The sequence below is a fragment of the Vibrio sp. 1F253 genome, from assembly GCF_041439295.1.
Taxonomy (GTDB): Bacteria; Pseudomonadota; Gammaproteobacteria; order Enterobacterales; family Vibrionaceae; genus Vibrio; species Vibrio tasmaniensis_A.
In genome coordinates this window covers 41,632-57,279 of the sequence record NZ_JBGONU010000006.1, presented here as the reverse complement: position 1 = coordinate 57,279, position 15,648 = coordinate 41,632, and the positions used below count along the sequence as shown (strand labels likewise).

Annotated in this window: 13 protein-coding genes; 4 read left to right on the top strand and 9 right to left on the bottom strand. The window is 39.5% G+C overall.

The annotated features are described in order from the left end of the window. The first annotated feature begins 528 nt into the window (after positions 1–528). Both ACED28_RS04915 and ACED28_RS04910 read left to right on the top strand, forming a co-directional pair. Positions 529–1,209: a hypothetical protein gene (locus ACED28_RS04915; RefSeq protein ID WP_248713519.1), complete on the top strand. Its 681-nt coding sequence runs from the start codon at positions 529–531 to the stop codon at positions 1,207–1,209. 2 nt (positions 1,210–1,211) lie between these two features. After that, the gene (locus ACED28_RS04910) at positions 1,212–2,330 is read left to right on the top strand and encodes a helix-turn-helix domain-containing protein (RefSeq protein ID WP_371709425.1); all 1,119 of its coding nucleotides are present in this window, start codon (positions 1,212–1,214) and stop codon (positions 2,328–2,330) included. A 46-nt stretch (positions 2,331–2,376) separates the two neighbouring features. Here the strand turns inward: ACED28_RS04910 and ptuB are convergent, their stop codons facing one another. The 7 genes from ptuB to ACED28_RS04875 form a co-directional block, all read right to left on the bottom strand. After that, on the bottom strand, positions 2,377–3,045 hold the full coding sequence (gene ptuB, locus ACED28_RS04905; protein ID WP_371709424.1) for a retron Ec78 anti-phage system effector HNH endonuclease PtuB: 669 nt from the start codon (positions 3,043–3,045) through the stop codon (positions 2,377–2,379). Between the two features lie 3 nt (positions 3,046–3,048). Continuing rightward, complete coding sequence (gene ptuA, locus ACED28_RS04900; RefSeq protein ID WP_371709423.1) at positions 3,049–4,737, bottom strand: retron Ec78 anti-phage system effector ATPase PtuA; 1,689 nt, start codon at positions 4,735–4,737, stop codon at positions 3,049–3,051. After that, the gene (locus ACED28_RS04895; RefSeq protein ID WP_371709422.1) at positions 4,730–5,653 is read right to left on the bottom strand and encodes a retron St85 family RNA-directed DNA polymerase; all 924 of its coding nucleotides are present in this window, start codon (positions 5,651–5,653) and stop codon (positions 4,730–4,732) included. Before ACED28_RS04895 ends, ptuA begins: the two co-directional genes overlap by 8 nt. A gap of 284 nt (positions 5,654–5,937) precedes the next feature. Beyond that, a complete protein-coding gene (gene mobF / locus ACED28_RS04890) occupies positions 5,938–8,508 on the bottom strand; it encodes a MobF family relaxase (RefSeq protein WP_371709421.1) in 2,571 nt (856 codons plus the stop codon). Next, positions 8,495–9,811: a type IV secretion system DNA-binding domain-containing protein gene (locus tag ACED28_RS04885; RefSeq protein WP_371709420.1), complete on the bottom strand. Its 1,317-nt coding sequence runs from the start codon at positions 9,809–9,811 to the stop codon at positions 8,495–8,497. The genes mobF and ACED28_RS04885 overlap by 14 nt, the downstream gene beginning before the upstream one ends. 425 nt (positions 9,812–10,236) lie before the next feature. After that, positions 10,237–10,539 (bottom strand): hypothetical protein, encoded by a 303-nt coding sequence (locus ACED28_RS04880; protein ID WP_016796592.1) that lies wholly within the window; start codon positions 10,537–10,539, stop codon positions 10,237–10,239. A 151-nt stretch (positions 10,540–10,690) separates the two neighbouring features. Further along, a complete protein-coding gene (locus ACED28_RS04875) occupies positions 10,691–11,053 on the bottom strand; it encodes a hypothetical protein (protein ID WP_371709419.1) in 363 nt (120 codons plus the stop codon). A gap of 319 nt (positions 11,054–11,372) precedes the next feature. On the opposite strand from ACED28_RS04875, the gene ACED28_RS04870 reads away from it, so the two are divergent. Next, positions 11,373–12,314, top strand: a complete 942-nt coding sequence (locus tag ACED28_RS04870; RefSeq protein ID WP_371709418.1) for a hypothetical protein — start codon at positions 11,373–11,375, stop codon at positions 12,312–12,314. A 5-nt stretch (positions 12,315–12,319) separates the two neighbouring features. Here ACED28_RS04870 and ACED28_RS04865 read toward each other — a convergent pair whose 3' ends face one another. Beyond that, positions 12,320–13,531, bottom strand: coding sequence for a tyrosine-type recombinase/integrase (locus ACED28_RS04865; protein WP_371709417.1), 1,212 nt, complete (start codon positions 13,529–13,531; stop codon positions 12,320–12,322). 179 nt (positions 13,532–13,710) lie between these two features. Continuing rightward, positions 13,711–14,577 (bottom strand): YicC/YloC family endoribonuclease, encoded by an 867-nt coding sequence (locus ACED28_RS04860; protein ID WP_009847984.1) that lies wholly within the window; start codon positions 14,575–14,577, stop codon positions 13,711–13,713. A 282-nt stretch (positions 14,578–14,859) separates the two neighbouring features. Here ACED28_RS04860 and rph point away from each other — a divergent pair, with 282 nt between their 5' ends. Continuing rightward, the gene (gene rph, locus ACED28_RS04855; protein ID WP_371709416.1) at positions 14,860–15,576 is read left to right on the top strand and encodes a ribonuclease PH; all 717 of its coding nucleotides are present in this window, start codon (positions 14,860–14,862) and stop codon (positions 15,574–15,576) included. Positions 15,577–15,648 lie beyond the last annotated feature (72 nt).

Here is a 15,648-nt window from a genome sequence, read left to right as displayed (position 1 = left end):
ATAGCAACTTGCGTCACTTTCTCTCTCAAACCAGTTTCCCCTCAGTTTTACCGTAACATTCTCCTCCACTTGCAACACCTCCTCTAAATATTAAAAATCCTTTTGTACACCTGATCAGTTCTATCTATCGCTGTATCTATTTTTTGTGCTAAGTACATCTCCTGCGTAACAACCTGCTCAACTTACTCATCCTGATTGTCATTATTGTATCCATAAAAAAAGCCCCTAAAACTAGGAGCTTATCTTGATCTAATCAACACTGTTAGTTAATCAACACTGATTCAGCTAATGGCTATTCACAGCGTGTTACTGACAAACTGTTATTCAATATTCTGAATCTGAATGCGTAATTTTGATTTAAACTATTGTTTTAAATAGTTTGTTTTTGTGATTTTTGGTTTTTTGTCACCACTCCTGTCACCAATTTATTTTATGCAATGATATTTTTTAGAAAATCACATCCACTTCCTTTATTTTAACCTCATTTGAGGTTAAAATAAAGGAAGTGAATAAAAGTCGGGACTTAGAATGCAGAACATAGACAATCAAATTATTAGTAGTGACATGGGTGCCCTTGATTCTTTTCTTCAGGAAAAGGGAGTTTCGATAGACCATATTAAGCACGCGGTAAGTGAGGCTGTCATTGCATTTAATAGTACGACATCAGATGAGCCTGCGGGATACAGAGGTTATACAATAACTGCTAAAGCAACACTTGCATTGCGTCAGAGCTTGAAATCTCTTGGATTTAAGAAGGAAGCTCCACATAACATCGAATTGACGGCAAATAGTGATAATAAGTTTGCGATTCACATTTGTAGAGGTGATGAGCAAGCTGGTATATCTAGCGGATACCCTTCAACAATGAGAGCTAAAGGGCCAAGGTCTCAAGAGTTCTTTGGGCTGATAACATCTGATATTAGCCAGATAGATATGTTTCCTGAAGACCTTCCAGACTACTCTCTGAATAATTGCCCATTTGATGTGTGGTTTTTATTGCTTAATGCTGAGAAAAAATCGGAGGGGTTGGATATCAAAGCGGAGCTATCGAAACCGGTTTTTTGTTCTCAAAAAGGTTTCGTTAATGGATTTAGTAAACGTTTCATGATAGATATGTCCGACTTCAATTCTGGCCTCATTATTGATACTGATGAGAGTGCTACTGATGGCTTCTCTGATGATATCGATTTAGATATTTCAATGAACTAAAAATGTATATCCCCACTAGATTAAAACAAGCCCGAGAACGTCGGAAGCTAACAAAAAAAGCATTTGCTGATTTGATAGGTATTAGCTCGAAAACAGTTTCTATCTATGAAAGTAGTCAGCCTCAATTCGAGCTCCAAGACGAAATGATACAGAAGTTCGCTATAGCCTTAGGGTATCCAGTTGAGTTCTTCTATAAAGCCATTTCAGAAACAATTGACCCTGAATCAATTAGCTTCAGGGCAGTAACTAAGTTGTCTAGTCGGCTAAAGCTAGCTACGGAAGCTGCTAGTGTAAATGCCTTAGAGTTATCAGAGTGGATTGATAGTAAGTTTAAAAATTTGCCTAAGGTTCAATTGCCAGACTACTCTCATGATAATCGTAATGACCCTGAAGTTGCAGCAATGGAGCTTCGCAATGTATGGGCGTTAGGTGAGCTTTCAGTTAAAAATATGATTCACTTGCTGGAGTCAAAGGGAGTTAGAGTTTTTTCATTGTCAGAAGACTGTAAAGAGGTGGATGCGTTTTCTTTTTGGAAGGGGGATAGGCCCTTTGTTGTTTTAAATCAGTTTAAAACTCCAGAAAGGAGCCGTTTTGATGCTGCGCATGAGCTTGCTCACCTTATTTTACATAAGCATGGTTGTCAAAATAAGGGTAGAGAGGCTGAGTTAGAGGCTGACCGATTTGCTTCTGCTTTTCTGATGCCAAGGGGTAGTGTTCTAGCAAAAGTACGTCCTAATGCTAACGCTGCGCTTAAAGATATCCTTGCTCTTAAGAAAAATTGGAATGTATCTGCGATGGCTATGATTAGGCGCCTTTACGATCTGAGTTGTTTAACTGAATGGCAATATCGACAGCTTACAATTAGTGCAACTAAAGAGGGGTATCGCTCATGTGAGCCTGAAGGTTTAGAGCAACGTGAGAAATCTCTTTTACTTGAAAAAGTATTTATATCTTTAAAAGACAAAGGTTATCGTCGTGTAGATATTTGTAATGAGCTATTTCTCCCATTAGATGAAATTTCGAATTTAACATTCAATAATCCATTCTTTAGCTTATCTTTAGTTAGCCAAAACACACAGATTGGAGATCAACCATATAGAGCTAGTCTTTCTTTAGTCTAATAGAATAGTGAGTTGATACCTTTAATCAACTCACTGAATTGATTGACTATATCCAGATCACGGCTTGTTTTATTGCTGTTCTATGTGAGGCGGACTTGGCTTCTTGTTCTATATTTCTGTATTCAATCATGGCTAAAGCTATAGTTTCTTCATCTCCAGTGTCGATGAAGCTTAGAGCTGTGGTTACTTTTGATTGAAATCGAGTTATCTGCTGCTCTCGTGAGCGTTCCAATGATGGGTCGTCAAGGTTTAACGCCTTAATTGTTTCACTCGCTTTTTGTTCAGAGAGAGCATCTAAGCCATTTTTGCTCTCAATTTTACCACTCGGTAAGAACTGTAAGTAATCTTCTGGGTCTTCAGTGTCAGGCTTAATTAATAAGCTTGTGTTATAGGTTCGCCTAACTCCTCCAGGGAGATCTTGATCTTTGTAATGACCACAATGAAGTCTTGAAGCGCAACATCCGAATAAGTTGCTCCAATCAAAAGTTAGATGAACATGAGTGCTTTTGTCGAAAAAATGCTCGATATGGCCTGTATGAGTTCCATTTTCTGCTTCGGATTCACAATAAACGCAGAGCTTATTTTGGAATTTCCCTAGCTCTTTCCACACACTTTTCTTCCTAGATTTGGTCATATTCTTCCAAGTGTGTGTGGTGTGAGATATATTATTGAGAAATATGGGCTTTTCTGCCAGATTGCGATCTAACTTCTTCACTTATTAACCCTCTTTTCTCTTAAGGTTAATCCTTTCCTTCATTTCGAATACGTCTAATTTGCTCTGGCAATCTCGAATGACAGGGTGGTCGGAACCAAAATGTTGTTCAAGCTCTTTAAGTAGTTCCGTTGCTTTATCTTTCTGATTATCTAATAAGAATCCTGAAAACTTATCAACTTTACGAGCTTCCTCTACATCTGGAATTGAATTTGTCCCCATTATTTCAGCGAGGATATCAGCACTTCTAACCCCTTTCGTTTGAAACCTAGGTGGTGGGCAATGGACATTACCATTCTCATCTGTAATAAAGTGCCTAATAGAAGATTTATCGACAGTCGATAGGACTTGTGGGCTATGAGTTGTAACTATAAATTGAATGTTTGGGAATGTGGTTACTAATACATTGACTATATTTTGTTGCCACTTAGGGTGTAAGTGAAGTTCAATCTCATCGATCAGTATTATTCCTTGGCCATGTAAAGGGTTCTCCATATTAGGATTTAACGCAACTAATTTCCTTGCGATATCTGCAATCATAGATATAAAGACATGCTGCCCTTGTGAAGTTTGAAATATATTAATATTCCTCCCGTCTACAGTTACTTTTAGCTCTGCCCTCCCTGAGTCAGGGTTTTTTTCAATAAAAATGTCTGTAAAGCCAGGTACTGTTGAAAGTATTGCGCTTTTTACAAAGTGAAGGTTCTTTATGTGAGATTTACGACTGTCATAATCGTTTTGGAGATGTTCATACTCTTCTTTAGCGGTAGTGTATAATTCAAAAATCTCACTAGTGTCTTTATCCGCTCCTACAGCTTTCAGTGCATCAAGTCGTTTTTTTGCACTGCGTAAGCGAACGCTTAAATCTTCGCCTGAGAGGTTGTGTAGAGCTAAAAACCATTCAGAAAATTCATCAAAGTTACCAGTGCCATCAATTGATTTATTCTCATAAGCATCATACTTAGAGCCTATTTTAACTGAGGTGATTTTTTCTAAGTCAAAGGTTTTATTAGACTTAATATTGGTTCTGTTCACTGAATAGCTAACAATAAGTGGCAAATTAATCTCACTTTTATTATTTGTGCGATTGTAATTATCTACTACTCTATATAGTCCACCTAATTCTTCGAACGCCTCTAGTTCACTTTTTTTTGCTTCTTTAGCACCTTTGGCTGTTTTGTATAAAGATACTGAATATTGACTGTTTTTATTTAGGCTTGTCTGTAAGGTAACTTCAGCAAAGCTCATTGAATCAATATTTACATCATAATCTGTAACACGAAGGCCAGCTCCCCCTTTTTTGAGAATGTTTGCACTAAGCCAACTTAAAGATTTTGTTATGCCGTCAATAATGGTCGTTTTACCTGCACCATTATCACCAATAATAACAGTTAGGTTTTTATTCAGCTTTACTTTGAGTGTTTTGAATTTTCTGAAGTCCGATAAAGTTAATCGAGATACATGAAGCCTGTTATTTTTTTCATTATCATTAAGTGATTGTCTACAATCTAGTAAATATGTATGAGCTATTTTTGGGCTCTTATCTAGGATGCAAATTATATCGCCATCAGAATTTTTTTCGAAGACACCATTGTCATACATCTCATAAAGCTTAAATCCAGATGAAATAGATCCAGCCTTAAAGCTTCTTTCAAGTAATGCTATTTCATTTTTTATCTTAGCTTCTCTACTCATTTGGGACCTCAAAAATACATTCTATTAGTTCTTTTGAGTACTTTCTTATAAGAGACTCATAAAAACTTGGTTCAATATGACGAGCATAAGCCATCAACCCTTTTAAGTGCATTACTTCGTGGTTATTTAGCAGCTCAAGAGAGAATTGATGAATTTTATGTTTTATATATCTTTTCTTACTACGACCTAAAGATATCTTTCCATTACTAGTAATGGTAATTCCGGTTACGTGACGATTATGGGCTTTGGACGAAAAAATAGTTTTACCTTTATTTAATCTTAAATTTCCGTTAAAGCATTTGGACAAAATATTTTCTACACTTTCTGGGATTTGGAAAAGTATATCTTTCTCATTGGTAGAGAAGGTTAAATCATCGGCATAGCGAGTGTACTTTATTCCCAAACTTTGACACTGGTCTTGTAACATTTGATCGAATATAAGCATACAAAAATTGGATACAGAAGGTGAGCTAGGGGCTCCCACGCTTAAAACGAGCTTATCTTCTAGGTTCCAAAAAAGCAGCTTTTCAATCCATTGTTGATTATCTTTAGTTGGTAGCTCTGCACCTGTTAATTCCCATGTGTGCCAAAAGATATTAGGAGTTATGCTGTTGAAGAAGTTTTCGAAATCTAGCTTGAGCAAGTATGCTTGGTTTTTATGCGCAATGGCATTTTCTTTGATACTTAAGCCTTCTCTATAGGCCATAGCGCAATTGTGAGTGGGGAGGTTACAAAACCTAAGAAATGCCCTCTGGCATTCTTTTAATTCTTTTGATGGTTGGGCTATTTGTCTAAAACCGTGAGTTCGTTTAGGGATATAGTAGATTTTATATCTCATTGGAGCGATGAATAGAATATCTTCTATCACGTACTCAGGTTTCTTTAAGGTTTGTGCTATCTGGCTAATGATACTCATAGTTTTCCGTTAAAAAGCTCAAGGTGTGGTAAAACACCTTGAGCTTAACTCTTTACTAAAGAGTGCGAGGTGTACGCATCCTAAAGGAGGAACGAGTTTAGGATGCGTACATCTCGCATTTAAACCCGTTCAATAAATTTGAGTCTGGCTAATCACCCGACTAGACGAAGTACGTCTTACACTAAAGAGCCTTTCAATGTTACTCCACTAACTGGCAAACCTCAATATTCCCCTAAGCATTTGAGTCGGTTGTAGTTAAGGAGGTCATATAGATAAGATTGGAGTTATATACTACTAATTGGCATCGCCTCTGAATTATGCAAATGGTCACGGCTCTCTTGCTGAGAATGCGTTACATGTTGTTCTATAGCTAAAGATGAATGTCTATCTAGATTTATTAACTTCACTAACTCAGCTTGCCTTAACTCATCAGTTAGCTCCAAATCCTCACCATATGACCTTACACGCTCATTTATCTCAGCTTCATTGATGTAGACGTGAGATTCATCTTTATGGCGGCTGAGGGCCACATAAGTTTCTCGCTGGGCCATCCTGCCTGAATAGAGAGTAAACGTATTTCCATCAACAGTAGTACCTTGTGAACTGAAAACTGTTAATGCGTAAGCGTGGCATAAATTGACACCAATCTCGTCACCGTATTCTGATGCTAAAAATGAAATTGTTCGTTCATCATCAAGCAATACAGACAACCGTACATCGTCATCTAATTGAGTTATCGAAGATATAGTTCCAAATGTACCGTTAGACACCTGTAATTGCCTGTATTCATTGCGGCAAAACTTGACCCTGTCGCCTACGGAATAGTCATAATCAAAGCGTTTATCTGCAACACTGCAAGTTAGCTTAACGTTCTCAGTGCCAACCTGACCGCCTTTGATGTAGATCTCTCTAATCGCTTTACTTAGTTTTTTCACGTCTTTCCATTCACGAGCAATGACTAACGATTGTTTCTCTGGATGTGACTTTTGATAGTGATGCCAATCCCTGATGAGTGCTTGTATAGCTTCATCATTATTATTAGCCCAGTGCAGGCAGTTGTGTTGCTGTAGAGTATTCAGTGCTCGTTCTGAACGCTTATCTCGGAGATCAACAACGACTTGTTTTGCCCACCTATCTCGCTGGCGACGGACTGTTTCTATACGTTGTGTGCCGAGAATTTCAGGTCGAGATAGAAAGCGCAAGGCACCGCCGCGATTGATAGCATCTAACTGTTTATCTTCTCCTGTGAGAATGACTTTGCAGTTTGATACCTTTGCTTCGTAAAGTAGCAATTGCAAGTCTGTACTGGGTAGTAACCCTGCTTCATCCACGACTAGCACATCGACCTTATTGAGAGGATTCCTATTCTTGTTAATCGCTGTAACCAAAGAGGCTACGGTATAAGATTGAATCCCCGTTTCTTGAGTTAGGTTATCGGCTGCTTTTTTCGCAATACAGGCTCCTTTTATAGTCAATTCTTGCTTTTTATAAGCAAGTTTTGCCGCAAGCATTAGTGTTGTTTTCCCTGCACCAGCGCTGCCCTGAGTGATTGAGAAGTCACCTGAACACAATGTGTACTGAATAGCTTCTTTTTGTTCTTCGTCAAAAGAAAACCCCAATTGTTTTTGAGCAGTTGTAACAGCGTCATTTACTAGCTCAATGCTAATGTTTTTTGAATGACGTTTCGCTAAAGTTTGTGCGTCATGAACCATTAGCCGTTCACATGAAAGTACATCTTCAGTTGTGAATTGACGGGAAAAGGCGTTTTTCGGCTGCAAAGATATTAGCTCTTCGCTTTCTATCATTAATAGTGAGAATCCTTCGGCTTGCGTGGCATTGATGCCGTGGTGTGAAGCTTGTACGGCAATAGCCTTGAAAAGTTCTTGCTCGGTGAAAACTGCTTTCTTGTCACTGAGTTCTGATAAGATTAGATCTTGCTCTAATTCATAAGGGGTCACTGTTTTTTCAGAGTGAGTTAAGGTTTCAATGTAAGATTCTGATAGCCCATATTTTTCGAGCTCACTTTTCCAGCGTTGTAATAGCTGGCCTCGTTCGACATTTCTTTTCGCTTTTCTAGTTAGAGTTTTAAAGCGAGCGCCTTGTTTACTGGAGCTGCTTTTTATACCAGCTTTTTTTAGCTCACTCTCAATTTCTTTGGCTCGGCTAGAGTAGGCATCACATGCCTGTTTCGATACCCCCTTTATATGAAAAGAATCGCCATCAGGTTCTATGCCAAAGCCTAGTGTTTGCAATTGAAATGCAAGCTCAGCACGATACATGGCACCTGCGGCCATTTTCCAATGATAAAGGCTGTCAGAAGCAAGAGATCCAAATGTGTCGTCTAGGCGAGGAGCCACATTCAGAACTAACAGGTGTGTATGCAGTTGTGGGTCTTCATTTCTACTTGTGCAGTGATTGAAGCAAGCAAAAACAAGACCAGACGTTCTTTCATAGAGCGAAGATCTTTTCCCTCTGCGTGTCAGAGCAACTTGGTGTTCCATAAAACTGATGGTTTTTTGTACCGCTGCTTCTTTGGCTTTCTCTATTTTATTTTTTAATTGAGGTGAAGAGCTAGCCCATACCAGACTTACACTTTTGGGTGCACTAAGGGTGCAGTCCCATGCTGCTCGACGATTTTCTTTGCCAGCATTTTGAACCAGTGCATCACCTGAAGGGGAAAAACCGGTCATCAACATTTGGTAATCGTTGTCATTGATGATTTGATGCTGTAGTCCAAAAAGCTTAGTACCAAGCCCCGACCAAGTGCCTTTGGGCTCTCCATGACCTGAGTAATAGTCTTCCTTTGCCAAGTCAGCGTAATAAGCGATGTTGTTTACTGGACTAATTGACATCATGGTTTGGATTCCTTTTGTTTAATCGATTGGCTTGGTTCTTATTTATGGCTTGCTTTCTTGGCTTTGAGTCAGTTAACCATTTAGCTGGTATTTTCTTTTTGGCATTCCGAATGTCTTTGAACAAAGGCCATCTCAGTTTGTAAACCGACTCCCAGCCAGGTATTTGCATATACCCTTCGACACCTTTTCGTGTGGGTTGGGCTAGCTGAACAAGATCAGATTTCTTAACTAGTAGCTTATCAACCCTTGTTCCGATTCGTTTACGATGTTCATAGTTAGGGATCTCTGCTTCGTACTGCCCAAAAATATTCGCAGCGTCTTCTGCATCGCTCCCCGCCGTCCCCATTCGAAAAGCGATGACGTTGGACAATAAGTTGAGAATGGTGTTTGCTTCGTCTTTCCTATAGATATCGTGGAGTTGAGAGATAGACTGAGTGCAAAGTACTGAGCGTGCGCCATTAGCTCGTGCAAGTTCTAGCCATTTAGAAATGCTCGGGTTGCGTGGAAGGTTGGCAAACTCATCAATGAATAACCAAGTTCTTTTTTTAGATGGGTTACTGCTACTCAAATAGTGCTTGGTCATGAATGAAATAATTGCATTACATAGAGGCTCACCGAGGTTTTGAAACTGGCTATCTGCTTGAATTATGACGATGTGCTTTGTACTATCTTTTTTGACCCACTGACTAAGGCTGAATTCTTTTTTGAATTGTGGAGGCCAAGCTTTTGCTAGATCTTCAATCCAGCTTAACTTACTCATAATGTGAACATAAAAGCTCTGAGTCGTTTTTGAGTTGGGCTCAAGTAGACTATTGGCTAAAGGGTAATGTTCAACAAATATGAAACGTGCTTTTTCTGGGCTGAACGTGAGTTGTTTGTATAGGTCACTCCATCCCCATGTATTCTCTTGTTCGTTGATTAATCTCATCAACATGCTGACTAGAATAATTCGAGCTCCTTGATCCCATAAAGGGTCTGCACTAGTGGAGTTTGGGATTAGACATTGTGCAAATAATTCTGCATCTTGTTTGCTTTTGATGTCAGCAGAAATGTTCCATTTCGCACTTCTTGTATCCCAAGGAGCGATTAAGACGCTCGATTCTTTGTGATAAAAGCTCTCTGTATACTCACCTTTCTCATCGTAGATAACAGCGTTATCACCGCGTTCAATTGCTTGTTTCACTAGGGGTTTGAATACGGTCGACTTGCCTGCCCCTGTCGTTCCTAGTATGAGAAAGTTATTTTGTTCTCTTGCTTGAGTTATTTTGATTTTTGGATGAATATTGACACCGCATGACGTCATACGACTGCTTATCAAGTCATGCCTATGCTTCGATTGAGCATGTTTGATGGCTTGCTTTCCCAAGTAAAACTTGGGGCCACTCACGTGAGTTAATTGCTTAGACGGCACTCTGCTTTTATAGCAAAGTGCTATAAACAAGACTGACAACGTAAATGACAATAAAAAAGGAATACCAATAAACTTAAAGATGAATCCAGAATATTTACTATGGGCTAATAGCTCCCACAATGTAATCAAGTCTATTGGTGGCGTTGGACTTCTTAAAGTAGAAATGAACTCAAGTAATACAGTAAGTAAAACCATGATATTGAGAGCTGATGACATGCCCCAATAGATGTTCATCATGATAAAAGTGACTGGGATAGAGAGCATTATGCTAGCCAACGAGAAGATGATTACTTTATAAGTGCTAAAAACTGAATTCATTACTTAGCCTCTGGCTTTAGGTTCGACAGATATTGTTTTTTAGCTTGTAGACGCTGATGTTCATCAAGTCCTGCAATTGAGGCAACCATCTCGAAGATTCGCTTTTCTAATCGCCTTTCGAGTAAATCTATTTTTTTATTTGTATCTTGTTGAGTGAGTCGGTCATCGACTACTGAGCGAATAAAAGCGGAGTTATTCATGTTTTTTTCTTCCGCTGCTTGAGTTACTCGGTTATATTGGTGTCTTGTAACACGCAAGGTTATTGTCTTTTCAGTGTTTGATTTTGGTTTTGAGCGAGTCATATTTCTTTCTCTGGATGTGTTCAATGTAAACACTCTGAATGTATTAGGTTTTTTTGCAGAAAATCTAACGTATGTATTCAGAGGTGAATACACGCCAACCCCTTATCTTGATTGGCTTTAGCGTGTATTTTAGGTTTAGCCTAAAGCTGACTTAGCGGCGATCTGGTCTGAGTCTTGCCATTTGCAGTAAAACCCAGCAAAGGACTACCCATTTGATATGAGTGGCTGTTGTAATACGTCTTGGTAAGTTAGCTTTTCGTCCTGAGATTACTCGAGCGTAATTTGGATTTTTTCCTTCAGCCTGATTGTCCACACCTTCAATTCCATCCACCCTATCTAGTATTTTACGTGTCTCCTTTGAACCAAAGTCGATTGCTACTTCTATAGGGGAAAGACCGTGGAATTTTCCTATCATTAAGTACGCAATATATGCCTTGTACCTAATGCTCGAATCTTCGAACATTCTTTCAGTTGTATGCTTTAGTTCTTTTTGGATTTCAGTTAACTTTTTCATCTATTTTTCCTTATTGGTTATCTAACCAGTTATTTATGTCTTTTGTTCGCCACCCTAAGATCTTATTTCCTGTATATATTCCCGATGGAAAATTCACTTTTGGATCGTGTCGTAATCGATCTAAGGTAGATGGACTAATGTTTAATGCGTGACAAACTTGTTTTCTGCGCAAGAGTAGTGGGGTGAGTTGCTGTTGATTCATTTTGTATCCTCGGGTTATTGAATACGTTCTATGATATGGTTTGAAGGCATCTGAGTATTGGTACTAGCTGAATTAATGAGCTAGGTTGAAATTTACGGGCTATTGTGGTAGGTGATTTTGATAAACAAGATAAGAACAATTTTCTGGACACATAAAGTTTTGGAGTTAGATGGCCTTGAAGGCATCTTGAAAAATGGTAAGAGCTTTGAAGAAAAGCTTAAAAAATCTCTCGATGGTAGATATAGAGAAGCAGATCCATCTTTTGAAAATCCGGATATGTTTGATGCAGTAATGAAGTCTTTTTTTGATAAAGCTTCGTGGAAAAAGTATCTATTGGGAGAGTCGATACCTAAATATAGTGAAGACGGAAAACTCTTTACCAACCCTGAGGCTGATCAGAAACACCCATATATTGTAAACATTGTTGAAGAACTGTTTCCTGAAATTAAAGGGCTATTTAAAAGTGGTCCTCATGGTTTAATTTCTGTTCTTGAATGTAATAATGCTGAGGATGCACTGGAGCAATATGAACTTAGCTTTGATAAGTTTGTAAAAGCTACTGGGTACACTAAAAAAGCTTTTCATGTTAATAGAATCGGACCAAACATAGAAGATGTTGAGCATATTGATTATGTTATAACGTGGGATGATACTAAGGCGAGGATGACGAAGGAACCTTATCATTACGTCAACATCCTAAATAAGTTTCTACCTGATATTGAAGTTGCACAAATCTGGAATAAAGAGAATGAGTTTTCATTATTTTTACATGTTATTTCAGGGTATGTTGAAGCTCGATTCTTGAAAGACATCCCTCATATTTATTCTAATACTCCTGGGATTGATGCCAGTCGATTAGCATCTATCACAATCAAGGATTATGAAAAGGGAGCTGAGTCAGGAATACTGTATTTTGAAAGACAGTATGGAATAGATAGAAAGGTCTGGTTTGATCCAATCCTATTTTCATCTGAACAAAATGTATTCGAAGTGGCGAGAAAGAACACACTTGCAGTTTCAAAAGAAGTATTCTCCGAGCTTGATTCTTTTGTTTTTTAAATCATTTACGGGCTCTCATTTGGTGCTAGAAGCATATGAGGGATGAGTTTCAGACTAAGTTTCTCATAAGCATCTCTTCGTTGTTCTAAGTAATCATGTAAATCATAAGTTCCTTCTATCTTGGGGAGCTTATGATTCAAACACCTTTCTGCTATGTGCGGAAGAATGTGGCAACTGGCTAGCAAGGTTCTGAAGGTACGACGAAGGTCATGTACTGTGAAGTGTTCTACATCAACACTGTCTTGTGATAGTAGTTTGTTGAGAGCTGCGTTTAATGTATCTGGTGAGACATGGCCAAACCTTTTCGATGAGCGTCGTTTGGGGAATACATACTCACTATCGGCTGCTCTAACTTTTAACTCCGAAAAAATATCCCAAATTGCTAGAGGGATAGGAATTGATATTGGAATTGAATTTTTTGTTCTATCTTCAGGGATGTGCCATAGCTTCTCTTCAAAGTCGAATTCATCCCACTTCGCCGCTATTAGCTCTCCCTTTCTAACTCCAAGAAGTAAGAGCAAGCAACATGCTAAGTAATTTTCACGAACAAAAATATCATTGTGTGACTTTATCGCTTGGAAAAGCGATGTAATTTCATTTATTGATAATACCCGCTTCCGAGATTTTTCTTCACCGCCAGCATCGTTTATATCAAACGCAGATGCAGGGTTATACTGTACTAGACCCATCTTAATAGCATGATTGAAGAGCTGATTTAGATAGCTTAAAGCGTCATTTGAAATGGAAGGGCGCCCATCGTCGTTAATAGACCTAATGATTTGAGCAATATCGCGAGGTTCCACCTTACATACTGCCATATTACCGATGTATGGCGCTATGTCTTTACGGTAAACCCTTTCTGGAATCTGTGGATTCTTGATTCTCTTTTTTTTGATTGATAACCAATCTTCCGCAAGTTGATCTACGCTATCAAACTCTAGTCTATCTGGGCGTCTTTTTTCTACTTGTGGGTCGTTCCCTTGCTCAACTTCAAACTTCAAATCAATGATTTTTTTTTGTGCTTCGGTCATTTTTATCCCAAAAGGAGGGACGCCATACTTTGCAATCGTATGCTCTTTTCTTTTCCCTTGAAAGGTGTAACGAAAAGTCCAAAAAGCTGACATTGGGCTTACCACCCGAAAGTAGAGCCCTGTAGATATACGGTGTCGAGCAGGTTTGCCTTTCTTCATTAAGGCTATGAGCTGATTATCTTGCATGGCAGAGACTCAAAGTGGTGACAATGAGTTTACACTATCATGCAAACTCGATTTTTGTCACCAATTTGTCACCATTAATTTAATATTAACAGATGCTCTATGAGTACGTCTGATTATTTCGTTTTTACTAACTGTTTGTTTTTAATGACATCTGGTTCTTCGTGAGTGAGTTTGATTTTCTACTCAATGTTCTGGATCTGCTCACGCATCTGTTCGATAAGAACCTTAAGCTCTACGCCTGATGCTGTGATGTCTGTGCTGATAGACTTAGACGCTAGTGTGTTTGACTCACGGTTGAACTCTTGCATCATGAAGTCAAGTTTACGGCCACAAGCGCCACCTTTCTTCAATACTACATTCGCTTCTTTCACGTGAGAGTCTAGGCGGTCTAGTTCTTCTGCTACGTCTGACTTCTGAGCCAGTAGGATAAGCTCTTGCTCAACGCGAGAACCTTCAAGTTCAATCTTCGCATCTTCAAATTTGGTAAGAAGACGCTCACGTTGCCATTCTAGGATCTCAGGCATGCGTGCACGAACTTTAACGACTTCTTCAGTGATTGCATCTAAACGCTGAACGATGAGCGCTTTCATGTTTTCGCCTTCACGAGCACGAGCGTCAATGAACTCTGCGATTGCATCGTTGAATGCTTCAAGTAGATCTTTGTTGATGGCATCCATGTCTTGCTCTGGCGTTTCCATTACGCCAGGCCAGTTCATGATTTGGAATGGGTTCAAACGGCTGTCTTCACCTGTCATCGTCATTACTTGGTTAGCAGCATTGATTACTTGCTGAGCCAAACCTTCGTTAATGCTTAGCTCGCCTTTCGCTGCTGGGTTTGCTTCAAAACGTAGGTTACATTCAACCTTGCCGCGAGCTAGACGCTTACGGAAACGCTCACGTAAGATTGGCTCTAAACCACGGAACTGTTCAGGCATACGGAAGTAAGTTTCTAGGTAGCGTTGGTTTACACTACGGATTTCCCATACTGCTGTACCCCAATCGCCTTTTACTTCTTTGCGCGCGTACGCGGTCATACTATAAATCATCGAATTTTCCTGTCTTTTATCATTCTGAAAATAACGCGCACGCATAGTATCACGATATGGTGTGCTCCCGAAGCTTGTCGATTTTCCGTTATAAATAGCCTTCACGGTAAGTATCTTTGAGTCGTAAGTCGCCTTAAGTAGTAGGCAACTTTGAATGGTAAATAGATTTGAAAGATAAACTGCTATATAATCTTGCCCCAATCAAAACTGTCTCACCCCTTTCTTAGGTGATGCACTCTTTCGATAGTAAATCACTTCAGACTGTTAATAAGGTAGATACCAATGCGTCCAAATGACCGCGCTGTAGATCAAATTCGTCCAATTAAAATTACTCGTAACTACACTGCTTATGCTGAAGGTTCTGTATTAGTTGAGTTCGGCAACACTAAAGTTCTATGTAATGCGACGGTAGAAGAAAACGTACCGCGTTGGTTGAAAGGCCAAGGAAAGGGTTGGGTAACGGCTGAATACGGCATGCTTCCACGTGCGACGCACACTCGTAACCGTCGTGAAGCGGCGAGCGGTAAGCAAGGTGGTCGTACGATGGAAATCCAACGTCTGATCGCTCGTAGCCTACGTGCTGTTGTTGACCTGAAAGTAATGGGTGAAATCATGATCACTGTCGATTGTGATGTTATCCAAGCAGACGGCGGTACTCGTACTGCTTCTATCTCAGGTGCAAGCGTTGCAATGGCTGATGCTATCAACAGCCTACTAGCAAGCGGCAAACTGAAGAAGAACCCAATGAAAGGCCACGTAGCGGCAGTTTCAGTGGGCATCGTTGGTGCACAAGCACTGTGTGACCTTGAGTACGTTGAAGACTCAGCAGCCGATACCGATATGAACGTTGTAATGACGGAAGACGGTAAGATGATTGAGATTCAAGGCACCGCAGAAGGCGAACCGTTCAGCCACGAAGAGCTGATGCAGCTTTTAGCCCTGGCAAATAAGGGCATTGCCGATATTGTTGAAGCGCAGAAGTCGGCGTTAGTAGAATAGTTTTTAGATAGCTCCTTTCACAAGGAGCTATTTTTTTGTCTGTAAAACCCGAAAGGGTAGTGCAGAGCGTAA